The following is a 23,736-nucleotide window of genomic DNA, read 5'->3' on the forward strand; positions in this document are numbered from 1 at the left end:
GCGTGAACGGGTTTGATGCGGTCCATTGTGGACCGCCCGTGTGACATCGCGGACCGCGACCCGTCCGAACGGCGTCCGCGACACCGCTCGGCCGGGAACTTCGCGAGGTGTCAGCACGCTTGCATACAGTGGGCGGACCGGCGCCAGGCGCCCGACGCCCCGCAGGGCGTTTCCACAGCTTTCGCGATCGAAGGGACGTACATGCCCATGGGTCACACGGCCACAGCGCAGGCCGGCTCCGGCGGCCTGACAGCGACCGAGCACCGCCTGGCCAACGGCCTGCGCGTGGTGCTCTCCGAGGACCACCTGACCCCGGTCGCCGCGGTCTGCCTCTGGTACGACGTCGGCTCCCGCCACGAGGTCAGCGGCCGCACGGGCCTGGCACACCTCTTCGAGCACCTGATGTTCCAGGGCTCGAAGCAGGTGCACGGCAACGGTCACTTCGAGCTGGTGCAGGGGGCCGGCGGCTCGCTGAACGGCACCACGAGCTTCGAACGCACCAACTACTTCGAGACCATGCCCGCCCACCAGCTTGAGCTTGCCCTGTGGCTGGAGGCCGACCGGATGGGCTCGCTGCTCGCCGCGCTCGACCAGGAGTCCCTCGACAACCAGCGCGACGTCGTCAAGAACGAGCGCCGCCAGCGCTACGACAACGTCCCCTACGGCACCGCCTTCGAGAAGCTGACGGCCCTCGCCTACCCGGAGGGCCACCCGTACCATCACACCCCGATCGGCTCGATGGCGGACCTGGACGCGGCCACCCTTGAGGACGCCCAGGAGTTCTTCCGCACGTACTACGCGCCTAACAACGCCGTGCTGTCCGTCGTCGGCGACATCGACCCGGAGCAGACGCTGGCCTGGGCCGAGAAGTACTTCGGCAGCATCCCCGCCTACCACGGCAAGCCCGCGCCCCGGGACGGGGGCCTGCCCGAGATCATCGGCGAGCAGCTCCGCGAGGTCGTCGAGGAGGAGGTCCCGGCCCGTGCCCTGATGGCCGCCTACCGCCTCCCGGAGGACGGCACGCGCGCGTGCGACGCCGCCGACCTCGCGCTGACCATCCTGGGCGGCGGTGAGTCGTCCCGCCTCTACAACCGCCTCGTGCGCCGTGACCGCACCGCCGTGGCGGCCGGTTTCGGGCTGCTGCGTCTTGCGGGCGCACCGTCCCTGGGCTGGCTGGACGTGAAGGCGTCCGGTGACGTGGAGATCCCCGCCATCGAGGGTGCCGTCGACGAGGAGCTGGCCAGGTTCGCACAGGAGGGCCCGACCCCCGGCGAAATGGAGCGCGCCCAGGCGCAGTTGGAGCGCGAGTGGCTCGACCGGCTCGGCACCGTCGCGGGTCGCGCCGACGAACTCTGCAGGTACGCCGTCCTCTTCGGCGACCCGCAGTTGGCCCTGACCGCCGTCCAGCGGGCCCTGGAGGTCACCGCCGAGGAGGTCCAGGAGGCCGCGAGGGCCCAGCTACGCCCGGACAACCGCGCGGTGCTCGTCTACGAACCCACCGACGACGCCGACAGCACCGACGAGGACGAGGAGGCGGCGAAGTGACCGAGGCCGCGACGTCAGAACAGGGTTCGACGATGGAGTTCCACCCCCGGCCCCAGGCCGGCGAGGCAAGGCCCTGGGCGTTCCCCACGCCCGAGCGCGGAGCGCTCGACAACGGCCTGACACTGCTGCGCTGCCACCGTCCCGGCCAGCAGGTCGTCGCCGTGGAGGTACTGCTCGACAGCCCCCTGGAAGCGGAGCCGGAGGGCCTCGACGGGGTGGCAACGATCATGGCGCGCGCCTTCTCGGAAGGCACCGACAAGCACTCCGCCGAGGACTTCGCCGCCGAGCTGGAGCGCTGCGGCGCCACCCTGGACGCGCACGCCGACCACCCGGGGGTGCGGCTCTCCCTGGAGGTGCCCGTCTCACGGCTGCCCAAGGCGCTCGGCCTGCTCGCGGACGCCCTCCGCGCGCCCGCCTTCGCGGACAGCGAGATCGAGCGCCTCGTACGCAACCGCCTGGACGAGATCCCGCACGAGAGCGCCAACCCGGCACGCCGCGCCGCCAAGGAGCTCTCCAAGGAGCTCTTCCCGCGGACCTCGCGCATGTCGCGGCCCCGGCAGGGCACCGAGGAGACCGTCGCCGCCATCGACGCCGCGGCGGTGCGCGCCTTCTACGAGAAGCACGTACGCCCCGCGACGGCCAGCGCGGTCGTGGTGGGCGACCTCGCGGGCACCGACCTGGACGCGGTCCTCGCCGACACCCTGGGCTCCTGGACCGGCGGCACCGCCGCCCCGCGCCCCGTGCCGCCGATCACCGCGGACGACACGGGCCGTGTGGTCATCGTGGACCGGCCGGGCGCCGTCCAGACGCAGTTGCTGATCGGCCGGATCGGGCCCGACCGCCACGACCGCGTCTGGCCCGCGCAGGTGCTCGGCACCTACTGCCTGGGCGGCACGCTCACCTCGCGGCTCGACCGTGTGCTGCGCGAGGAGAAGGGCTACACCTACGGCGTGCGCGCCTTCACACAGGTGCTGCGCTCGCCCGCGCCCTCGTCCCCGGAGGGTGCCACGGGTGCCGCCATGATGGCGATCTCCGGATCGGTCGACACGGCCTCCACGGGCCCCGCCCTGGACGACCTCTGGAAGGTGCTGCGCACCCTCGCGGCCGACGGGCTCACCGACGACGAGCGCGATGTCGCCGTACAGAACCTGGTCGGCGTGGCCCCGCTCAAGTACGAGACGGCCGCCGCCGTCGCCGGCACCCTGGCCGACCAGGTCGAGCAGCACCTGCCGGACGACTACCAGGGCCACCTGTACCAGCGCTTCGCCACCACCGGCACGGTCGAGGCCACGGCCGCGGTGGTGAGCGCGTTCCCGGTGGACCGGCTCGTCACCGTGCTCGTCGGGGACGCCTCGCAGATCGAGGAGCCGGTGCGCGCGCTCGGCATCGGCGAGGTCACGGTGGTCTCGGGCTGACGCCCACCCGCAGGCCCGGTCGGTGCGGGTGTCCGTCCGTCGCGGCGGACGGAGGCCCGCACCGGGCGGGTGGTGCGCAAGGCGGGGCTTTGGGGCGGCCCGGGGCCGTACCGGTCCAGGCGGTTGGAGGGCACAGCGGTGCGGCCGGAGGGCTGTGCCCACGCGCCCGACGCGGTCACGCAGGCCGGTCCGCGAACCGTCCGCGCACCCGCGGGCGCCGTACGCGAACGGCCCCGGGGCATCACCGCAGTTACGGGTGTCGCATCCGAAATCGCGACGCATACCACATCCGTCGACATCTCAGCGGCCGAAGCCCCTGAATTCACCCGACACCTGTCCGAATTGATAGAAAGACAGCCCATCTGCCCGTGTGGCCTGCACTACAAAAGCGCTGATCTGTTTGTTGGGTGGTAGATGTCCCGATTAGCGTCGGTCCGGCTGTTCGTCGGACCTGCGCCGCGCCCGTGGCGCCGGACAGCCATCGCCGAGTCCCCCACGGCGTGAGCCCGGGGGAGCCGGGGACCCACATGTCCCGGGGTGAATCGGACTGCCCTTCCCGAGAGGGCCTTCCGTAGGAGACCTTCCTGCTCCGAACCCGTCAGCTAACCCGGTAGGCGAGAAGGAGGGAAAGGACCAGCCGCTTCATGGCGTTCACCCGTGCCATCGGGAAGTACCGCCGTCCCAGCCGTCTCGTGCGATCCACCGCGTACGCGGCCGGCATCGCCGCACTCACCGCCACCGGCGTCATCGGTGGCCTCACCGCAGCACCCGCACTCGCCGCCGAGCGACCGCCCGAGGGGGCCGGGCTGACCCGTGCGCTCTCCAGCGGGGCCTCGACGGCCGACCGGATCGGCGCACAGGCGGCCGCCCAGCGGCAGGCGGCCGATGAGGCCGCGGCCCGCCGCAAGGCCGAGGAGCGGGCCTGGAAGGCGGCCGGACAGGCCAAGCGCAGGGCCGAAGGCAGGATCGAGAAGCACCGCGCAGCCAAGAAGCGGGCCGCCCGCGCCGCGGTGCGGGGCGGCCTCACCGGCTATGTCGTCCCGATCATCGGCTCGTACGTCACCACGGGCTACCGGACGGGCGGCTCCCTGTGGTCCTCCGGCAGTCACACGGGCATCGACTTCCACGCCGCCACCGGCACTCCCGTGCGCGCGGTGGGCGCCGGCACCGTCGTCGAAGCGGGCTGGGCCGGTGCCTACGGCAACGACATCGTCATCAGGATGCACGACGGCACCTACACCCAGTACGGCCACCTGTCCTCCCTCGGCGTCACCGTCGGTCAGAGCGTCGCCCCGGGGCAGCGCATCGCCCTCTCCGGGGCCACCGGCAACGTCACGGGACCCCATCTGCACTTCGAGGCCCGCACCGCACCCGACTACGGCTCCGACATCGACCCGGTGGCCTACCTCCGCTCCCACGGGGTCGTCGTCTGACGCTTTGCGAACCGAGTCGGGGCAAGTCCTGACGCCACTGCGTACGGCAAGCGCGGAGGACGAGCCCGGACGACGGCCCGGCAATGGGTCCGGGCAATGAGTCCGGACCCGGGACGGCCCCGCGGAAAGAACCGCGGGGCCGGAAGGCGCCGAAATCCTGCATGCCGGACACCGCGGTGAGCGGTCTTGGGCGTGCAGTCCAAAAAATACCCATGGGTTCCCGCCGCCCTTCGGAAATTCGGCATTCTGCAATAGAGTCGCCGAACAGGCTTCGTTGGGCCGCGTTCTCGCGGAGATCAGGGCGGAGGTCGGGTCATGCGCATTCCCGCGCACTCGGTATGCACGGCCATCCGGGACGACATCGTCTCCGGTGCTCTCGAGCGCGGCGGCCGGCTCACCGAGGAAGTCCTCGCACGCCGCTACGGCGTCTCGCGCATCCCGGTCCGCGAGGCGCTGCGCACCCTGGAGGCCGAGGGCTTCGTCGTCACCCGCAGACACGCGGGAGCGTGTGTCGCCGAACCCACCGAGCAGGAGGCCGCCGACCTCCTGGAGATCCGTGCGCTCCTGGAGCCGCTCGGTGCGGCGCGCGCGGCACAGCGCCGCACCGAGGCCCATCTGAAGGTGCTCAGGGGTCTGGTGCGCCTGGGCCACGACCGCGTCAGGCGTGGTCACGGCGAGGATCTGCGCTCGCTGGAGAGCTGGTTCCACGAGACCCTGGCCCAAGCCTCGGGCAGTCCGGGCCTGACCGCCCTGCTCACCCAGCTCCGGCACAAGATCGCCTGGATGTACACGGTCGACGTCGCCGAGCGTTCCGCCGAGTCCTGGGCTGAGCACGCCGCGATCCTCGACGCGGTGGCCCGCGGTGACGCCGAGCGTGCCCGCGCGGTGACCACCGTGCACACCGAACGGAGCGTCTCGGCCCACCGCCTGCGCTTCCCCAGGACCCCCACCCGCCCCGACCGCGTGAGGGCTTCGTAACACGCCGTACACACTGCGGGCGACCACCTTTAACAGCCGCCCCGTACAAAAAGAGGCAGCAGATATTCGGGTGGGCGTGGGTTCATTCGTCCACGGCGCATTTTTCGTGCGCTGCACGATGACTGGCGCCCACTGGTTGCGCCGTACCGAATTCCGATCCGCAGTGGTTGTCCGCCGTCGAATCAGGCTGCGAAATGCTGGAGTGCGGCCGCATGGGCTGCATGGTGTACTCCGCCGCGATGTATTCGGCGAAACCGCGCTCGTGCGGGCATCGCCATGCCCTGCCCCGAGCGGCCCGGTGCGTCATCGCGTGACTTTCCCCGGCCGTGCGCGCATTGCCCCAGCACATTGCAGCAGCGCGCCACCGGCCGGATCCGGTCCGATCCGTCCCGGGAACCACGAAGCCGCACCCACCGGAAGCTGACCGGCGGCTGCGGCTCGGCGGCGATGAGGCCCCGGAGCGGGCCCCCTGGAGTGATGACGGGAGCCTCGGGGGCTGAAGCCCCCGGAGCGGCGACGAAGTCCGCCAATGTGAGGGGGCTCCTCGAAAGGCGAGGGGAGTCCTCGAAGGGCGAGGGGAGTCCTCGAAGGGCGAGGGGAGTCCTCGAAGGGCCGGCGGGGCGCCGCGGTGCTGACGTCTTTGCCGAGGACGCCCCGTCTACGCCGAGGGCGCCCCGGCGCGGCCCGTCGAGACGACCTCAGACCGTCTCGGGCAGCTCCTCCAGCCCCTCGGAGACCAGCTTCGCCAGCCGGTCCAGGGCTGCCTCCGCCCCTTCCGCGTCGGAAGCGAGGACGACCTCCTCGCCGCCCTGGGCGCCGAGACCGAGCACCGCGAGCATGGACGCGGCGTTCACCGGCTTGCCGTCGCTCCTGGCGATGGTCACCGGCACGCCCGAGGCCGTGGCCGCCCGGACGAAGATGGAGGCGGGGCGGGCGTGAAGCCCCTCGGCCCAGCCGATGTTGACGCGGCGCTCAGCCATGGATCTGCTGCCCTTCAGGTTCTCGGCGGATGTGGCGGAGGTCCCGTGCGTCCCGTCTGGCCGACGGCGCGGCGATGACTCCGGGTAGTTGTCTAGACCAGTCTCCCATACCCTTCGGAGCTGCCGGACAGGCCCCGCCGACCGCGGTCGGCGTCCTCGGGAACAGGCTGCGCCCCGGCTGCGACGCGGCTTCGATCCGGCCGCGGCCCGCCCGGAAACGCGCCCGTGCAGGCCGTACGCTGACCCCATGCAGAGCCCGTCGGACCGGCACGCCTACCCCGCCCACTGGGAGGCCGACGTGGTGCTGCGCGACGGCGGCACCGCGCGGATCAAGCCGATCACGGCCGACGACGCGGATCGGCTGGTCAGCTTCTACGAACAGGTGTCCGACGAGTCGAAGTACTACCGCTTCTTCGCCCCCTACCCCCGGCTGTCCGCGAACGACGTACGCCGTTTCACCCACCACGACTTCGTGGACCGGGTGGGCCTCGCGGCGGTGGTGGGCGGCGAGTTCATCGCCACCGTCCGCTACGACCGCATCGACGACCGCGTCGCCAGCCGCATCGACGACCGCGGCAGGTCGGCCGCGGAGCCCGCCGGCGAGGCCGAGGTCGCCTTCCTGGTGCAGGACGCCCACCAGGGCAGGGGCGTGGCGTCGGCGCTGCTGGAGCACATCGCCGCCGTGGCGCGCGAGCGCGGCATCCGCAGGTTCTCGGCGGAGGTGCTGCCCGCCAACAACAAGATGATCAAGGTGTTCACGGACGCCGGCTACCAGCAGCGGCGCAGCTTCGAGGACGGCGTCGTGTGCCTGGAGCTGGACCTGGAGCCCACCGAGGCGTCCCGCGCGGTCCAGCTGGCCCGTGAGCTGCGGGCCGAGGCGCGTTCCGTGCAGCGGCTGCTGCGACCCGGCGCGATCGCCGTGATCGGCGTCAGCAGGGCCCCGGGCGGGGTGGGCCGCAGCGTGCTGGCCAACATCCGCGACGCCGGCTTCACCGGCCGCCTGTACGCCGTGAACAAGGCACTCCCGCAGGAGCGGACGACGCTCGACGGGGTACCCGCGCACCGGACTCTGGCCGAGCTCGAAGGCCCCGTCGACCTGGCCGTGGTCGCGGTCCCCGCACCGCGGGTGCCCGAGGTGGTCGACGCGTGCGGAGCGCACGGCGTGCAGGGGCTCGTGGTGCTCTCGTCCGGCTACGCGGAGAGCGGCGACGAAGGCCGTGCACGGCAGCGGGAGCTGGTCAGGCAGGCCCGGTCCTTCGGTATGCGGATCATCGGTCCGAACGCCTTCGGCATCGTCAACACCGCCCCGGACGTCCTGCTCAACGCCTCACTCGCGCCCCAACTGCCGAGGCCCGGGCGGATCGGCCTGTTCGCCCAGTCCGGGGCGATCGGCATCGCCCTGCTGTCCCGGCTGCACCGACGCGGCGGGGGAGTGGCGGGCGCCGCCGGGCTCTCCACCTTCGTCTCCGCGGGCAACCGCGCCGATGTGTCCGGCAACGACGTCCTGCAGTACTGGTACGAGGACCCGGACACGGACGTCGCGCTGATGTACCTGGAGTCCATCGGCAACCCGCGCAAGTTCACCCGCCTGGCCCGGCGCACCGCAGCGGCCAAGCCGCTCGTCGTGGTGCAGGGCGCCCGGCACAGTGGAAGCGCGCCGCTCGGCCACGCCGTGCCGGCCACCCGGCTGCCGCACGCGACCGTCTCCGCGCTGCTCCGGCAGGCCGGCGTGATCCGGGTGGACACGATCACCGAACTGGTCGACGCGGGCCTCCAACTCGCCGGCCAGCCCTTGCCCGCGGGGCCCAGGGTGGCGATCCTCGGGAACTCCGAGTCACTGGGCCTGCTCACCTACGACGCCTGCCTCTCCGAGGGGCTGCGGCCCCTGCGGCCCAGGGACCTGACGACCGCCGCGACCCCCGACGCCTTCCACGACGCCTTGTGCGGGGCGTTGGCCGACACCGGCTGCGACGCGGTGATCGTCACCGTGATCCCGGCCGTGGACGGCGGCCCCGCGACGGACGGTGTGCTGGCCGGAGCACTCCGGTCGGCCGCCGCCGCGTACCCGTACAAGCCGGTCTCCGTGGTCCACGTCGAGCTGGGCGGCCTCGCCGCCGCGCTCTCCGCGGCCACCAGCACCGCACCAAGGTCCCCCGGACGCCCCGGCCCCGCAGACCAGGCGGCGCGGGGCCGGCCCGAGGCGGCGCAGGAGCCGCCCGCACCGGCGGGGGAGCAGGCCCCACCCGCGCAGTCGGCCGCACCGGCCCGGTCGGTCCCACCCGCCCAGCAGGCCCCACCCGCGGAGCGGGACGCCGGCCGCGCCCCCCGCATCCCCGCCTACCCGGCCGCGGAACGCGCCGTCCGCGCGCTCGCCGAGGCCGTGGAGTACGCGCAGTGGCGCCGTGAGGCCGCCGACCCCGGCAAGGTGCCGCAGTACGACGACATCGCGGAGAAACGGGCGGCGGCGCTGATCAGGGAGCTCCTGGCGCGTGCGGAGGACGACCCGCGCGGGGCCACCCTCGCCCCCGAGGACACCGGGAAGCTGCTCGGCGCCTACGGCATCGGGGTCCGCACCGCACTGCCCGCCCCGGACCCCGACCGGGCCGCGGCGGCCGCGGCCGCGCTCGGCTACCCGGTGGCCCTCAAGACCACCGCCCCCCATCTGCGGCACCGCGCCGATCTCGGCGGCGTCCGCCTCGACCTCGCGGACGAGGAGCAACTGCGCCGCGCGTACGGCGAGCTGACCGATGCCTTCGGCACTCCCGGGGAACTGCTGCCCGTCGTCCAGGCGATGGCGCCGCGCGGCGTCGACACGGTGGTGCGGGCCGTCATCGACCCCGTCGCCGGAGCCGTGCTCTCCTTCGGGCTGGCCGGCGCGGCCTCCGAACTCCTCGGTGACATGGCGCACCGCCTGATCCCGGTCACCGACCGCGAGAGCAGGTCCATGGTCAGATCCATCCGGACCGCGCCGCTCCTCTTCGGCTGGCGGGGCTCGGCACCCGTCGACACGGCGGCCCTGGAAGAGCTGCTGCTCAGGCTCTCCCGGCTGGTCGACGACCATCCGGAGGTCGTCGCCGTCGCGCTGGAGCCCGTGGTCGTGGCCACCCGCGGGGCGTCCGTTCTCGGAGCCTCCGTGCGGCTCGCGCCGCCGCCCGCCCGCACCGACCTCGGGCCCCGCACCATGCCCGCCTACTGACACAGGACGGCCGCGCGTCCGGGCACGGCCAGGAGGCCGCCTACGAGCCGGTGGCCCGTAGGCGGGCGCACGTCCGGGCGCGGCCGCACGGCGGACCCGTCCACCGCCGCGGGCCGCAGGCCCCCGCCCCATTCCCGCACCCGCTCGCCCGCACGCACGGCCCGTGCCAGCCCCCCGGGAGCGCGGCCCGGGAGCGCGGCCCGTGCCCGCCGCCGATGCCCCCCCAGCCGCCACCGCGGCACCGCGGCGAGCCCCGCCGAGGACCGGGCCTCCTGCGGGACCTTGGGCGGTCCCCAGGGCCGTAGGATGGACGGCATGGCCAAGACCAGTACGACGACCCAGGGGCTGCGCGCGGCGATCGAGCGCAGCGGCTACTACCCGGCGCTCGTGGCCGAGGCGGTGGAGGCCGCGGTCGGCGACGAGGGCATCGGGTCGTACCTGGTCCACCAGGAGACGACCTTCGACGCCAACGAGGTGCGCCGTCACGTGACGGTCCTCGTACTCACCGGGACCCGGTTCATCGTCAGCCACACCGACGAACAGGCGGCGGACTCCAGCTCGCCGACGCCGTACGCCACCACCTCCACCGAGTCCGTGAAGATCGGCCGGATCTCGTCGGTCGTGGTCAGCCGGGTCGTGGCCAACCCGGAGTCGTACACCCCCGGCAGCCTGCCCAGAGAAGTCGTCCTGACCATCGGCTGGGGTGCCGTCTCCCGGCTCGACCTGGAGCCGGCGGCCTGCGGCGATCCCAACTGCGAGGCGGACCACGGCTACACGGGCAGCTCCACGGCCGACGACCTCAGCCTGCGGGTCAGCGAGGCGGGCGACGGCCCCGAGGCGGTGCGCCAGACCCTCGCCTTCGCCCAGGCGCTCTCCGAGGCCACCACGGCCACAGGCAGGGACACCGGTCACTGATGGCGCAGCCCGCACTGGATCCCCCCGAGCTGCTCGCCGTGGCCTCCGCCCCGGTGCCGCAGTACGGCACGGGATCGCTCGCCGACCTGCTGCCGACCCTCGTGGCGCACCAGGGCGTGCCCGGGACGTCCGCCGCGATCCCCGAGCTGACGCCGGCCGACCGCAACTGCGTCTTCCTGATCGACGGCCTCGGCTGGGAGCAACTGCTGGCCCACCCGGCCGAGGCTCCCTACCTGACCAGCCTCCTGCCCAGCTCCCGCGGCGGCACGGGACGCCCCATCACGGCCGGCTACCCCGCCACCACGGCGACCTCCCTGGCATCGGTGGGCACCGGGCTGCCCCCGGGGGAGCACGGCCTGCCGGGCTACACGGTCCGCAACCCTGAGACGGGCGAGCTGATGAACCAGCTCCGGTGGCAGCCCTGGACGGCCCCGGAGCTCTGGCAGCCCCACCCCACCGTCTTCCAGAGGGCCGCCGGGGCCGGGGTGCACACCGCCCAGGTGTCGTCGCCGGCGTTCCGTACCACGCCGCTCACCGAGGTCGCCCTCAGCGGCGGCACCTTCCACGGCCGGCTCTCCGGCGAGGACCGCATGGACCTCGCCGCCCAGCAGCTCGCCGCCGGTGACCGCTCCCTCGTCTACACGTACTACGCGGACGTCGACGGCAAGGGCCACCGCTTCGGCGTCGACTCCGACGCGTGGCGCGACCAGCTCTCCTACGCGGACCGCCTGGTGCGGCGCCTGGCCGAGCAACTGCCGCCGCGCAGCGCCCTGTACGTCACCGCGGACCACGGGATGGTCGACATCCCCTTCGACGAGGTGCACCGCATCGACTTCGACGACGACTGGGAGCTGCGCGCCGGCGTCGCGCTGCTCGGCGGTGAGGGCCGTGCCCGGCACGTCTACGCGGTCCCGGGTGCGGCAGGCGACGTGCTCGCGGTCTGGCGTGAGGTGCTCGGCGACCGGTTCTGGGTGGCCGGCAAGGACGAGGCGATCGCCGCGGGGTGGTTCGGCCCGCGCGTCGACGAGCAGGTGTACGTGCGGCTGGGCGATGTGATCGCGGCGGCCAGGGACGACGTCCTGATCACGGCGAGCCGGCAGGAGCCCAAGGAGTCGGCCATGGTCGGCAATCACGGTTCCATGACGTCCGCGGAGCAACTGGTCCCGCTGCTCGAAGTGCGTTCCTGACCCGTAGCTCCGTAGCTCCGTGGCCTTCCGGCGCCGGTCCGACCCCTGTGCCGCACGCGGCACGGCTGCGCCGCCGTCCTCCTGACGGGGTTTCCGGCGTCCCGGCGACGGCGAGCGCGGGGTGGTCGCGGGGTGCCCGCGAGGGGCGCCGGTGCCGGTCTCCCGGGCGCGCCCCTGTGCGCTGTGCCGGAGCGGGTCCGCGCGCCCGGTGGCCCGGGTCGGGACTCCGGCGGGAGCCCGGCCCGGGCCGGCGTGCCAGGGTGTCACCGATGCCGGAGTCGTCCCGGGGCATGTCCTGGGAGGCACGGCGGCCCCGGGGCGCCGGGGAGGGCTCAGCCAGGCGTGCGCACCAGCGTGAAGGCCGCGCCGTCCGGGTCGGTGAGGGTGGCCACCCGGCCGTAGGCGCCCTCCCGTGGTGCTTCGGTCACCTTGCCGCCGAGATCGGCGGCCCGCTCGGCGGTCGCGTCGACGTCCTGTGTCTCGAAGTACGTCATCCAGTGGGCGCCCCTGCCCTGCAACCGGGTGCTGCCCACCCCGCAGACGGAGGCCACGGGTCGGCCGTCCGCCGTGTGCAGCGTCAGGCTGTCCGGGCCCGCCGACACGTTCGGCTTGTGGGTGCAGCCGAAGACGTCCCGGTAGAAGCGGAGGACCCGTTCCGACTCATGGGTCATCAGTTCCGTCCAGGCGGGCGCTCCGGGCACTCCGGAGACCGGATGGCCCGGTCCGGCCGGTCCCTGCCGGATGCCGAACACCGCACCGGCCGGGTCGGAGGCCAGCGCGATACGGCCGGCGGCTCCCGCGTCCAGCGGCCCGAAGCCGACCGTGCCACCGCACAGTCGCACCATCGCGGCGGTGGCGTCCACGTCGTCCGTGGCCAGGTAGGGCGTCCAGGCGACGGGCAGCCGGCGGTCCGTGGGCATCCGGCCGATCACGGCCACCTCCCGGCCGTCCAGCAGTGCCGCGGCGTAGGACCCCAGCGGGGTCGCGGTCGGCTGCGGCCGGAACTCCCAGCCGAACAGCGCTCCGTAGAAGTCCTGTGCCGCCGCAGGGTCGGGCACCAGGAGGCTCACCCAGCAGGGTGTTCCCGGTGTCCGCCGAGGGTGCCCGGGGGCACCCCGTCTGCCGGTCGAACCCAGTGCCTCGGTCATCGTCACTGTCTCCTCGCCCCTTCGTGGTGCCGCTTTGCTGCCGCTCCGCGCGCGGGGGAGTGCGGGCCGTGCCCCCGTCGCACCCGCACGCCCTGGAGCTGCTCGCCTTGACTGTTCGGCCCTTTGTCTGCTTCTGATCCGTTTTCGTCGAGCTTCGTTGGTTTTCGCTTCTTCTGACTGATCGGCGGATGTTGTCGGTTGCACAGTGTGTGTCCATTCCAGTACGCGCCGTGGTCGCATCTGGTCGCCGAGCAGAGTATCCGCAGCGAGGCGAGGGGGCCACCCCGTACGCAAGGATGGCGTCATGGAAGCCATCATCTCTGCATCCGAACTCATGGCCGAGTCCGCCGGTCCGAATCCGCCGCTCCTGCTCGACGTGCGCTGGCAGCTCGGCGGCCCGAACCAGCGGCCGGCCTACCTGGAGGGCCATGTCCCGGGCGCCGTCTTCGTCGACCTCGATGCGGACCTCGCCGGTCCCGCCGGGCCGGGCGGTCGGCATCCGCTGCCCGACATCGCGGCCTTCGGCGCGGCCATGCGGGCGGCCGGGGTGCGGGTGGACCGCCCCGTGGTCGTCTACGACGGCGGGCAGGGCTGGGCGGCGGCACGTGCCTGGTGGCTGCTGCGCTGGACCGGGCACCCCTCGGTCCGGGTGCTGGACGGCGGCCTCGGCGTCTGGCAGGGGCCGCTGGAGTCCGGCCGGCCGCCGCTGACGGAACCTGGTGACTTCCAGCCGGTCCCAGGCCGTTCGCGATCGGCTTCGGACGTGTCCGCAACGGCAGCGGGCAAATCCCGGCCGGTTTCGAACGGTCCCGAAACCGGGGCCGAGGTGTCCGGGGTGCTCGACGCGGACGCCGCCGCGGAGCTGGCCGGGGCCGGTGTGCTGCTGGACGCGCGGGCGGCCGAGCGCTACCGCGGGGATGTCGAGCCGATCGACCGGGTGGGCGGCCACATCCCGGGTGCGGTGTCGGCGCCGACCACCGAGAACGTCACCGCGGACGGCCGCTTCCGGCCCGCCAGGGAACTCGCCGAGCGCTTCGCGGCGCTGGGCGCGGCGAGCGGTGCCGAGGTGGGCGTCTACTGCGGTTCCGGAGTCTCCGGTGCGCATGAGGTGCTGGCCCTGGCCGTCGCGGGCATCCGGGCGGACCTGTACGTGGGCTCGTGGTCCCAGTGGTCGTCGGACCCGTCGCGTCCGGTGGCCACCGGCCCCGATCCCCGGTAAGGACCCGGCGCACGGCAAGCGGGCGGCCGCACCGGACTGGTGCGGCCGCCGTCTTCGCATACGGTTCCCTACTCCTGCTTCTTGCGGCGGGTGCCGAAGACGATCTCGTCCCAGCTCGGCACCGCCGCCCTGCGGCCGGGGCGGACGCCGTCCGCCTCGGCCTGGCGGTCCGTCGCACCGACCAGCCGGTCGCGGTGGCCGCCGACCGAACGCGGCATCAGCACGTCCGCGTACGCGGAGCCGGCCGAGGCCGCCGGTGCCGGGGGCTCCTCGGCCTCCGGCTCCTGCTCGGGCTCCTCCGGTACGTGGTCGGGCGAGGTTTCGGAGCGCTCCGGCACCACCAGGTCGCCGCGGAAGCTCGGCACGGCCTCCAGCAGGCTGGTGAGCGAGTCACGGCCCTGGTCGACGTCGTCCAGCGGCTCGCTGGGACCCGGCAGGCTCGGCCGGTCGGTGCCGCGCTCCACGGACCGCTCGCGCGGCAGCCGTGCGATCCGCGGGACGAACGGGAAGCTCGGCTCCGGTGCGGCGAGGTCGTCGGACTCGCCGATCAGGGAGCGCGCTTCGTCGTCCACGGCCTGCACGAGGCGGCGCGGCGGGTCGTAGGTCCAGCTCGCCGTGTGGGTCTCGCCCGCGACGCGGTAGACGAGCAGCACCTCCCAGGTGCCGTCGTCGCGCCGCCAGGAGTCCCACTGCACGGTGTCCCGCTCGGCGCCGCGCATCAGCAGCCGCTCCTGGACGGTCTCGCCCAGTTGGGGGCCGATGTTCTCGCCGGGACGGCGCACGGGGGTCTTCCGGGCCCGCTCGGCCATGAACGCCCGCTCCGCCAGGACGGGGCCCTCGAAGCGGCGCACCCGGTCGACGGGGATGCCGGCGAGCTGGGCGACCTCCTCCGCGGTGGCACCGGCACGTATACGCGCCTGGATGTCGCGCGGGCGGAGATGGCTCTCCACCTCGATCTCGATCTGGCCGAGGCGGGGACGGTCGCCGCGAACGGCGGCGCGCAGCCGTTCGTCGATGGGCAGCGTGTACTCCGTGCTGTCCGCAGCCTTCAGCACCAGCCGTGTGCCGTCATTTGAGACGGCCACGACACGCAGTTCGGGCATGGGGACCTCCCGGGTGGTGCCTGCCGACGTCACGTGCGTCGCTGCTTCCGCTAGTCGAGTGTGGCCTGCCCGGGTGCAGCCTGCCACAACCTTGCCGAGTTGCCCGGCGTGTCGGGCATGGACCCAGGATCGCCGTTATGGCACGGTTACCTTTCCGCAACGCTGAGTAACGGCTCTGGCCACCCTGTGCAACGCGGCGTGCAACGTGCCCCCTCTCGGCGCTCCTGGAAGGCCTCGACACCCTGGCGGGAGACCTGGCCCAGGGCTCGCAACAGTACTCCATTGGGCCAGCCGGGTGGACCGGCGCGCCGTTGAAGTTCTGTAGAGATGCGAGAGTTGGCTGACGTTTCGGTGGATTGCGTGAAGGTTGTGCGTGTTGTAGTTCACGAAACCACCAGAAGTGGAACCAAAATACTTCGCTCATTCGTACCCTAGCTGTGCAATTTCCCGTGCAAACGGCCGAGAAGGGTGGGCAAGGGGCACAGATGGGCAAGAGGCCGGATCCGCGGGGGCAGATGCGGGGGTACGCCGACGGCGGGGCGGGCGACCGCGGGGGGCGGGGCGCTGCGCGCGGCACGGGGCCTCGCGGCGACACGGGACCGCGTCGCGACACGGAACTGCGGATCCCGGGCGTGTCGGACGCCTCTTCGGACGACCCCGCGCAGACCACCGGCCGCAAACGCCGACTCGACCTGAACCCGGCTCAGGTGGCGGGCAGCGCCGTGGCCGCGGTGGTGGCGGCGAAGTTCGCCGCGAACCTGGGCGTCTACGGCACGATCCTCGGGGCCGGCGTCGTCAGCGCCATCGCCACCTGTGGCGGCCCGCTGTTCCAGCACTTCTTCCGGCGCACCGGCGAGCGGATACGCGTCGCCGCGTCCCAGGCGAAGCCACGCGCCCGTCAGGTGCCGGTGCCCAGGCAGGACGACGGGTCCCCGGTCCCGGCGACCTTCCGGCCCTCTCCCGCTGATGCCGGGGTCCGTGATGCCCGGCGTGCCGGGGAGGCTCGCGACGCCCGTGCGCCCTTCGGGGCCGGAGCCGCGAGTGAGGCGTGGGATCCGTATGCTCCGGACGCGGATGTCCGTCACACCGCGACCGAGCCGGGCGCGGACCCGTGGGCGGGCGGTGCCACGGCGGTGCCGGGTCCCGCATTGCCGGGAGTCGATCAGGGGCGGCTGCCGGGCCGGCCCGTGCCGGCCGCCGAGGTGGCGCCTGGTGCGGACCCGACGGTGGTGCTGCCCGCCGGCAGCGGCGATCCCCTCGGCCCGCCGGGCCCCGGCGGCCCCTTCGGCCCAGCCGACCAGCGTGGCCCCGGTGACCAGCGTGGCCCCGGCAGTCCCGGCAGTCCCGGCAGTCATGGCAGCCCCGCCGACCCCGCGTCCGTCCGCGACGACGTCACGCGTGTGCTGCGGCAGGCCATCGGGCCCGGCGGGCCGCAGGGGCCCGGACCGCAGGAGGCGCAGGGAGTTGCGCACCGGCCCGGGGGACGGGCACCGGTGGTCTCGCGGGAGTCCGGCGACGAGGACGCCACCCGGGGGGAGTTCTCCGAAGGGACCGTGCACCACGCGCGCGTGCGTGGTCTGAGGCGCCCCCTGATCGCGGCCGGGCTGGTCTTCGCGGTCACCATGGGCGGCATCACGGGCTACGAGTTGGTGTCCGGGCACAGCCTCGGCGGCGGCAGCGCGGGCACCACCATCGGCGACGTCTTCGGCGGCGGCCGGCACGCCACCCGTCACACTCCGACCACGCCGCCTGCCACCCCCTCCGAGCAGCCCCCGGACGGCGGGGCCGGCGGCGCGGGCCGGGACGGCGGGAGTCCCACCCCCGGCACCGACCAGCCGCAGGCCCCCGGCACCACCCCCGCGCCGACCCCGTCCGAGGGCCGGGACACCGGGGGAGGCCCGGGCACACAGCACACCACCGCGCCCGACACCCGCGGCACCCCGGGCCGCGCCCAGTCCACGCCCCCGGCCAGCCCCACGCCGACGCCCACCCAGGACGACGGCGGGACACCGGACACCGGCGGCAACACCCCCGGCACCCAGGAGCACGACCTCCAGCCCACCGGCTGACCCGCGGGGCGAGGGCACCGGGCCGATCCCTGTGTCCGGGCGGGCTGCCGCTGTGTCCGGGCGAGCTGCCGCGCCGTCAAACCGTTCGGCCCCGCCGCAGAGGCATGCAGGGGCGCCGCAGGCCCCGCCGGCCGTCCGGTCCGCCGGTCCGCCGGTCCGGTCGGCCCGGCGTCAGTCGCCCAGGACCCGCCTCAGGTAGTCGTTGCCGAACACCCGGTCCGGATCGAGCCGGTCGCGCAGCGCCGTGAACTCGCAAAAGCGCGGGTAGACCTCCGAGAGGTACGCGGCGTCCCTGGTGTGCACCTTGCCCCAGTGCGGCCTTCCGCCGTGGGCCGTGAAGATGCGCTCCGCGGCGGTGAAGTACGCCTGGTAGGGCGTGCCCCGGTACATGTGGACGGCCACGTAGGCACTGTCCCTGCCGGATGCCGTGGAGAGCGTGATGTCGTCCGCGGGCGCCGTGCGCACCTCCACGGGAAAGCTGATCCGCAGCCGCGAGCGGTCCACCATGGCCTTCAGCTCCCGCAGCGCCGCCACCAGCGCCCCGCGCGGCAGTGCGTACTCCATCTCGACGAAACGCACCCGGCGCGGGCTCGTGAAGACCTTGTACGGGATGTCCGTGTAGGTGCGCGCAGAGAGCGCCCGGCTGGTGAGCCCTGCGAGGGCGGGGACGGTCGCGGGCACCGCCCGGCCGAGCGTGTTGACCGCCTGGAAGAGACCGTTGGAGAGCAACTCGTCCTCGATCCAGCCGCTCACCTTGCCGAGCGGTGCGGCCGGGCCCGCGCTGCGGTTGTTCCGCTTGGTGTTGCAGTTGCCGGTGTGCGGGAACCAGTAGAACTCGAAGTGCTCGTTCTCCGCGACGAGCCCGTCGAACTCCGAGGTGACCCGGTCGAAGGGCATCGGTTCCTCGCGCGCCCTGAGCAGGAAGACCGGTTCCACCGCGAACGTCACCGCACTGATCACTCCGAGCGCGCCCAGGCCGATACGGGCGGCGGCGAACACCGCGCGCTCCTCCTCGGTGCCGTCCGCCGAGCAGCCGAGCACCGAGCCGTCCGCCGTCACCAGCTCCAGGGCGCGCACCTGCGCCGCGATGGACCCCGAGTCCCGCCCCGTGCCGTGGGTGCCGGTGCTGATGGCGCCGGAGACGGTCTGCTCCATGATGTCGCCCATGTTCGTCAGCGACAGGCCCTCGCGGGCCAGTGCGGCGTTCAGGCGTTTGAGCGGGGTGCCCGCGCCCACGGTGACGGTGCCCGCCGCGCGGTCGATGCCGCGGATCCCGGACAGCAGCCCGGGCCGTATCAGCAGCCCGTCGGTGGCCGCTGCCGCGGTGAACGAGTGTCCGGTGCCGACGGCCTTCACCCGCAGCCCGTCCTCGGCCGCCTTCCGCACGGCCGCCGAGAGCTCGCCGACGGAGGCCGGAGCGACCTCACGCACGGGGCGGGCCGTGACGTTCCCCGCCCAGTTGCGCCACGCGGTGCTGTTCCCGTACGCCATGCCCGAGGGCTCCTCCCGCCGCGGCAACCGCTTCCCGACCGGTGGAGGGGGATCATACTCACGGCACTCGCACGACGGTTCCCCAGGACGCCGAGGGGGACCGGGAACCGCCGTTTCCCGGCCGCCGCCCCCGGATGGCAGGATCAGTGACATGCCCGAAGCGCTGGATTCCGCCCCCTACGACGCCTTGCTGCTGCTGTCCTTCGGAGGCCCCGAGGGCCCCGACGACGTGATCCCGTTCCTGGAGAACGTGACACGGGGCCGCGGCATCCCCACGGAGCGGCTGAAGGAGGTGGGACGGCACTACTACCTCTTCGACGGCGTCAGCCCCATCAACGACCAGAACCGCGCCCTGCTGGAGGTACTCCGCAAGGACTTCGCCGACCACGGCCTGGACCTGCCGGTGTACTGGGGCAACCGCAACTGGTCCCCGTACCTCACCGACACGTTGCGCGAGATGGCCGCCGACGGTCGGCGCCGCATCCTCACCCTGGCCACCAGCGCGTACGCCTCCTACTCGGGCTGCCGCCAGTACCGGGAGAACCTGGCAGAGGCGCTGAGGACGCTGGAGGACGAGGGCCTGGAGCCGCCCCGCGTCGACAAGCTGCGGCACTTCTTCAACCACCCCGGGTTCGTCGAGCCCATGGTCGACGGGGTGCTCGCCGCGCTCGCCGACCTGCCCGCGGACGTACGCGACGGTGCCCACCTCGCCTTCACCACGCACTCCATCCCCGAGGCCGCCGCCGACACCTCGGGGCCGGTCGAGGAGCACGGCGAGGGCGGCGCCTACGTGGCACAGCATCTGGAGGTGGCACGCCTGGTCGCCGCCGCGGTCCAGGAGCGCACGGGCGTCGAGCGGCCCTGGCGGCTCGTCTACCAGTCGCGCTCGGGCGCCCCGCACATCCCCTGGCTGGAGCCGGACATCTGCGACCACCTAGAGGAACTGGGCGCCGGGGGCGCCCAGGCCGTGGTGATGGCTCCGATCGGCTTCGTCTCCGACCACATGGAGGTCAGGTACGACCTGGACACGGAGGCCGCGGCCAAGGCCGCCGAACTCGGCCTTCCCGCACGCCGTTCGGCCACGGTGGGCGCCGACCCGAGGTTCGCGGCCGCCGTGCGCGACCTGGTCGTCGAACGGGCCGCCGCGGAGCGCGGCCTCGCGGTGCGCCGGTGCGCCCTGGGCGGACTCGGGCCGAGCCACGACGTCTGCCCGGTGGGCTGCTGTCCGGCCCGTGCCCCCAAGCCCGCCGCCGCGGGCGCCGACAGCCCCTACGCCTGAGCCCGGGCGAGCGGCCCGGTACCGCCCCGGAGCCGCCGCCCCCCTACGTCCGGGCCCGACTCGGAGCCCTCCGACCGGACCCTCTAGGAGAACCGTGACCGACCCCGTGCAGCCGCAGCAGTCAGAGCCGGCACAGTCCGAGCAGCCCCCGCGACCCGGCCGCCCCGGCCGAGGCGGCCCGTCCGACTCCGGCGACCGGACCGAGCCGGCCGAGCTGCTCGAAGTCGCCAGGGAGGCCGCACGCCGCGCGGGAGCGCTGCTGCGCGACGGCCGCCCTGCCGACCTGGCCGTGGCCGCCACCAAGACGAGCCCCATCGACGTCGTCACGGAGATGGACCTCGCCGCGGAGAAGCTGATCACCGGCTACCTCGCCGAGCACCGCCCCGAGGACGGCGTGCTGGGCGAGGAGGGCGCGTCCCGGGCGGGCACCAGCGGGGTGCGCTGGGTCATCGACCCGCTCGACGGCACCGTCAACTACCTGTACGGCCTGCCCACCTGGTCGGTGTCCATCGCGGCGGAACGCGCCGGGGAGACCCTCGTCGGGGTCGTCGAGGTGCCGATGCGCGGTGAGACGTTCCACGCGGTACGGGGCGGCGGGGCCTACCTGGGAGAGCGCCGGCTCGGGTGCCGGGCCGACGCGCCCCTGGAGCAGTCCCTCGTCTCCACCGGCTTCAACTACGTGAGCGCCGTGCGCGAGCACCAGGCCGAGGTGGCCAGGCGGCTGATCCCGCGGCTCAGGGACATCCGGCGCGGCGGCTCGGCCGCCGTCGACCTGTGCGACGTCGCCGCCGGGCGGCTCGACGGGTACTTCGAGCGCGGCCTCAACCCGTGGGACCTGGCAGCGGGCGATCTGATCGCGCGCGAGGCGGGCGCCCTGACCGGCGGCCGTCCGGGCGAGCGGCCGTCCTACGACCTGGCGGTGGCCGCCACTCCCGGGGTCTTCGCCCCGCTCCAGCGGCTCCTGGAGGAACTGGGCGCCTGGCACGACTGAGCAAGCGGCACCGCGGCCGGCCTGCCGGGCGGCCCGGTGCGGACGCGCGGGCCCCGCGCGGGCCCTGTGTGCGCCTGCGCAACCGGCCCGCCTCCGGCAGGTCGCCGCGGCCGGCCGCGGCGTCGACCGCGAGGCCGGCCCGGCGGTCCGCCGCGCGCGGGTGTGGTCGCCCGCGCAGTCCCGCGCGGACCCCTGGCCGGGGCCCGCGGGCCGGGCGCCGGTGGGTGGCCGCGGGCACGAGAAGGGCCCCGCGGCCTCCCTGGAGGCTGCGGGGCCCGTCGGCCCTGGCGATCAGCGGCCGGAGACAGCGGCCCCGAGGCCCGGGGCACCGACCTCCACGCCGTGCTCGGCGGCGAGGCGGTGCAGGTCGTCCAGCTCGCCCTGCTCGACGTCGGCGAGGAAGTCGTCCCCGGTCTCGCGTGCCCGCGTCAGGTCGGACTCGGTCGCCCTTATGCGCTGCAGAAGGCCTGCGGTGAATGCGTCCATGGTTGCGCCCCCTCGTCCTGGGTCGTCGGTGGTGGCACGGAGGTGTGCCCTGGAAAGGGAAGCGATCACGTATCCTTGCCGCCCCGCGGAGCGGGTCGTGGCACGCCACATACAAAGCGTGATCTGGGGTGTAACCGTCGTCCTCCCCTCGCTCGCCGCGGCGGAAACCTCAACCCGGCGAGAAAATCCGCTGTTCCCGGGCGTCACCGGACCGCAGGGCGTCTTACGGCCGGTTTACGACCGAAAGAGGCAGGATGGAGGCCTCACCCCCTACAGGATTCGCCCGCGAGGGCGCTCGGCCCGCGGGCCCAAGGGCCGGCGGGCGCAAAGGAGGAGCGACGTGCGTGTACTCGTCGTCGAGGACGAGCAACTGCTCGCCGACGCGGTGGCCACCGGACTGCGCCGGGAGGCGATGGCCGTAGACGTCGTCTACGACGGTGCGGCGGCACTGGAGCGGATCGGCGTCAACGACTACGACGTCGTCGTCCTCGACCGTGACCTGCCGCTCGTGCACGGTGACGATGTCTGCCGCAAGCTCGTCGAGCTGGGCATCCCCACCCGTGTCCTGATGCTCACCGCCTCGGGCGACGTCAGCGACCGGGTGGAGGGCCTGGAACTCGGTGCGGACGACTACCTGCCGAAGCCGTTCGCCTTCACCGAGCTCATCGCGCGCGTGCGGGCTCTCGGACGGCGCACCAGCGTGCCGCTGCCGCCCGTCCTGGAGCGCGCCGGGATCAAGCTCGACCCCAACCGTCGCGAGGTCTTCCGGGACGGCAAGGAGGTGCAGCTCGCACCCAAGGAGTTCGCGGTCCTCGAGGTGCTGCTGCGCAGCGAGGGCGCCGTGGTCTCCGCCGAGCAGCTCCTGGAGAAGGCATGGGACGAGAACACGGACCCGTTCACCAACGTGGTGCGCGTGACCGTCATGACGCTGCGCCGCAAGCTGGGCGAGCCCGCCGTCATCGTGACCGTTCCCGGCTCCGGCTACCGGATCTGATCCGCGGTGGCCGCGACCCCCGTGCCGCCCACGGCGCCTCCGAAGCCCACGTGGGACCCCCGACGCCCCGACCCGCCCTTCCCCTGGCTGCGTCCGACCATCCGCATACGCCTGACGCTGCTCTACGGCGGCATGTTCCTGATCGCCGGCATCCTGCTGCTGTCGATCATCTACCTGCTGGCGGCGCAGGCCGTGCACGTCGGCAACGAACTGCCCTTCAAGATCGTCTCAGGCCGGGTGACCGTCTCCAGCGACGCATGCCCGCAGTTGGGCTCCTTCACCGGCACCCAGGACCAGATCAACGCCGCCCTGAACGCCTGCGTCAACCAGCAGCGGCACGAGGCGCTGGACAATCTGCTCAGCCGTTCGCTGCTCGCCCTGCTCGGCCTCGCCGTGATCGCGTTCGCCTTCGGGTACGCGATGGCGGGCAGGGTGCTCTCGCCGCTCGGCCGGATCACCCGCACCGCCCGCAGGGTGGCCGGATCCGATCTGTCCCGGCGTATCGAGTTGGACGGCCCGGACGACGAGTTCAAGGAGCTGGCCGACACCTTCGACGACATGCTCAACCGCCTGGAGCGCGCCTTCACCGCCCAGCAGCGCTTCGTCGGAAACGCCTCGCACGAGCTGCGCACCCCGCTGGCGATCAACCGCACGCTCCTGGAGGTACAGCTCTCGGACCCGAACGCGCCGCCCGAGCTCCAGCAGCTCGGCAAGACCCTGCTCGCCACCAACGAGCGCAGCGAGCAGCTCGTGGAGGGCCTGCTGCTGCTCGCCCGCAGCGACAACCAGATCGTCGAGCGGGGTCCGGTCGACCTGGCCGAGGTCGCCTCCCGAGCGATCGACCAGGTCCGCACGGAGGCCGACCAGGCGGGCGTGGCGATCCGCGGCGAGCGCGCTCCCGCGGTCGTGCAGGGCAACGGCGTCCTGCTGGAGCGGATCGCGCTCAATCTGGTGCAGAACGCGGTCCGGTACAACCACGAGGACGGGTGGGTGGAGGTGACGACCGAGGCCCAGCACGGGCAGGCGGTGCTGCTGGTGGCGAACACCGGACCCGTGGTGCCCGCCTACGAGATCGACAACCTCTTCGAGCCGTTCAGACGGCTGCGCACCGAGCGCACGGGCAGTGACAAGGGTGTGGGGCTCGGCCTGTCCATCGCCCGCTCGGTGGCCCGCGCGCACGGTGGCCGGATCAGTGCGGAGCCCCGCGAAGGAGGCGGCCTTGTGATGCGCGTCACCCTCCCCCGATGAGATCACCGTGCTCTTTTCGTCATCTTCTTTCGTGCACGTGTTCGCTTCCCGCGGAAATT

Annotated in this window: 18 protein-coding genes and 1 riboswitch; of the genes, 13 read left to right on the plus strand and 5 right to left on the minus strand. The window is 73.5% G+C overall.

Going from position 1 to position 23,736, the window contains the following annotated elements:
• Window positions 1-201 precede the first annotated feature (201 nt).
• The 4 genes from IE313_RS32415 to IE313_RS32430 all read left to right on the plus strand — a co-directional run bounded on the left by IE313_RS32415 (window position 202) and on the right by IE313_RS32430 (window position 5,371).
• Window positions 202-1,545, plus strand: coding sequence for a M16 family metallopeptidase (locus IE313_RS32415; protein ID WP_189938600.1), 1,344 nt, complete (start codon window positions 202-204; stop codon window positions 1,543-1,545).
• Window positions 1,546-1,577: 32 nt separating this feature from the next.
• Window positions 1,578-2,960, plus strand: coding sequence for a M16 family metallopeptidase (locus IE313_RS32420; protein WP_189938633.1), 1,383 nt, complete (start codon window positions 1,578-1,580; stop codon window positions 2,958-2,960).
• A gap of 472 nt (window positions 2,961-3,432) precedes the next feature.
• A riboswitch (cyclic di-AMP (ydaO/yuaA leader) is annotated at window positions 3,433-3,592 on the plus strand.
• Between the two features lie 12 nt (window positions 3,593-3,604).
• Complete coding sequence (locus tag IE313_RS32425; protein ID WP_189938603.1) at window positions 3,605-4,393, plus strand: M23 family metallopeptidase; 789 nt, start codon at window positions 3,605-3,607, stop codon at window positions 4,391-4,393.
• A 315-nt stretch (window positions 4,394-4,708) separates the two neighbouring features.
• On the plus strand, window positions 4,709-5,371 hold the full coding sequence (locus IE313_RS32430; protein ID WP_189938605.1) for a GntR family transcriptional regulator: 663 nt from the start codon (window positions 4,709-4,711) through the stop codon (window positions 5,369-5,371).
• Between the two features lie 698 nt (window positions 5,372-6,069).
• Here IE313_RS32430 and IE313_RS32435 read toward each other — a convergent pair.
• Window positions 6,070-6,351, minus strand: coding sequence for an HPr family phosphocarrier protein (locus tag IE313_RS32435; protein WP_189938607.1), 282 nt, complete (start codon window positions 6,349-6,351; stop codon window positions 6,070-6,072).
• A gap of 247 nt (window positions 6,352-6,598) precedes the next feature.
• Between IE313_RS32435 and IE313_RS32440 the strand changes: the two genes are divergently transcribed.
• The 3 genes from IE313_RS32440 to IE313_RS32450 all read left to right on the plus strand — a co-directional run bounded on the left by IE313_RS32440 (window position 6,599) and on the right by IE313_RS32450 (window position 11,649).
• Window positions 6,599-9,547, plus strand: coding sequence for a bifunctional acetate--CoA ligase family protein/GNAT family N-acetyltransferase (locus IE313_RS32440; RefSeq protein ID WP_189938609.1), 2,949 nt, complete (start codon window positions 6,599-6,601; stop codon window positions 9,545-9,547).
• 315 nt (window positions 9,548-9,862) lie between these two features.
• On the plus strand, window positions 9,863-10,462 hold the full coding sequence (locus tag IE313_RS32445) for a DUF5998 family protein (RefSeq protein WP_189938611.1): 600 nt from the start codon (window positions 9,863-9,865) through the stop codon (window positions 10,460-10,462).
• Window positions 10,462-11,649 (plus strand): alkaline phosphatase family protein, encoded by a 1,188-nt coding sequence (locus IE313_RS32450; protein ID WP_189938613.1) that lies wholly within the window; start codon window positions 10,462-10,464, stop codon window positions 11,647-11,649. The genes IE313_RS32445 and IE313_RS32450 overlap by 1 nt, the downstream gene beginning before the upstream one ends.
• Before the next feature lie 332 nt (window positions 11,650-11,981).
• On the opposite strand, the gene IE313_RS32455 is transcribed toward IE313_RS32450, so the two are convergent.
• Window positions 11,982-12,797, minus strand: coding sequence for a VOC family protein (locus IE313_RS32455; protein ID WP_189938615.1), 816 nt, complete (start codon window positions 12,795-12,797; stop codon window positions 11,982-11,984).
• Window positions 12,798-13,101: 304 nt separating this feature from the next.
• On the opposite strand from IE313_RS32455, the gene IE313_RS32460 reads away from it, so the two are divergent.
• Complete coding sequence (locus IE313_RS32460) at window positions 13,102-14,016, plus strand: sulfurtransferase (protein ID WP_189938616.1); 915 nt, start codon at window positions 13,102-13,104, stop codon at window positions 14,014-14,016.
• 68 nt (window positions 14,017-14,084) lie between these two features.
• Here IE313_RS32460 and sepH read toward each other — a convergent pair whose 3' ends face one another.
• Window positions 14,085-15,119: a septation protein SepH gene (gene sepH, locus IE313_RS32465; RefSeq protein WP_189938617.1), complete on the minus strand. Its 1,035-nt coding sequence runs from the start codon at window positions 15,117-15,119 to the stop codon at window positions 14,085-14,087.
• A 632-nt stretch (window positions 15,120-15,751) separates the two neighbouring features.
• Here sepH and IE313_RS32470 point away from each other — a divergent pair.
• Window positions 15,752-17,188: a hypothetical protein gene (locus IE313_RS32470; protein WP_189938618.1), complete on the plus strand. Its 1,437-nt coding sequence runs from the start codon at window positions 15,752-15,754 to the stop codon at window positions 17,186-17,188.
• Between the two features lie 171 nt (window positions 17,189-17,359).
• Here IE313_RS32470 and IE313_RS32475 read toward each other — a convergent pair whose 3' ends face one another.
• Window positions 17,360-18,679: a D-arabinono-1,4-lactone oxidase gene (locus IE313_RS32475; protein WP_189938619.1), complete on the minus strand. Its 1,320-nt coding sequence runs from the start codon at window positions 18,677-18,679 to the stop codon at window positions 17,360-17,362.
• A gap of 151 nt (window positions 18,680-18,830) precedes the next feature.
• Between IE313_RS32475 and IE313_RS32480 the strand changes: the two genes are divergently transcribed.
• Together IE313_RS32480 and IE313_RS32485 are read left to right on the plus strand one after the other, a co-directional pair.
• A complete protein-coding gene (locus IE313_RS32480) occupies window positions 18,831-19,958 on the plus strand; it encodes a ferrochelatase (protein WP_189938620.1) in 1,128 nt (375 codons plus the stop codon).
• Between the two features lie 214 nt (window positions 19,959-20,172).
• Window positions 20,173-20,949, plus strand: coding sequence for an inositol monophosphatase family protein (locus IE313_RS32485; protein WP_189938635.1), 777 nt, complete (start codon window positions 20,173-20,175; stop codon window positions 20,947-20,949).
• Window positions 20,950-21,240: 291 nt separating this feature from the next.
• On the opposite strand, the gene IE313_RS32490 is transcribed toward IE313_RS32485, so the two are convergent.
• Entirely contained in the window at window positions 21,241-21,435 is a 195-nt protein-coding gene (locus IE313_RS32490; protein WP_189938621.1) for a hypothetical protein, read from the minus strand.
• Between the two features lie 340 nt (window positions 21,436-21,775).
• On the opposite strand from IE313_RS32490, the gene IE313_RS32495 reads away from it, so the two are divergent.
• Complete coding sequence (locus IE313_RS32495; protein WP_189938623.1) at window positions 21,776-22,429, plus strand: response regulator transcription factor; 654 nt, start codon at window positions 21,776-21,778, stop codon at window positions 22,427-22,429.
• Window positions 22,430-22,435: 6 nt separating this feature from the next.
• The gene (locus IE313_RS32500) at window positions 22,436-23,677 is read left to right on the plus strand and encodes a sensor histidine kinase (RefSeq protein ID WP_189938625.1); all 1,242 of its coding nucleotides are present in this window, start codon (window positions 22,436-22,438) and stop codon (window positions 23,675-23,677) included.
• The last annotated feature ends 59 nt before the right edge of the window (window positions 23,678-23,736 follow it).

Source organism: Streptomyces sulfonofaciens (genome assembly GCF_014656295.1).
Lineage (GTDB): Bacteria > Actinomycetota > Actinomycetes > Streptomycetales > Streptomycetaceae > Streptomyces > Streptomyces sulfonofaciens.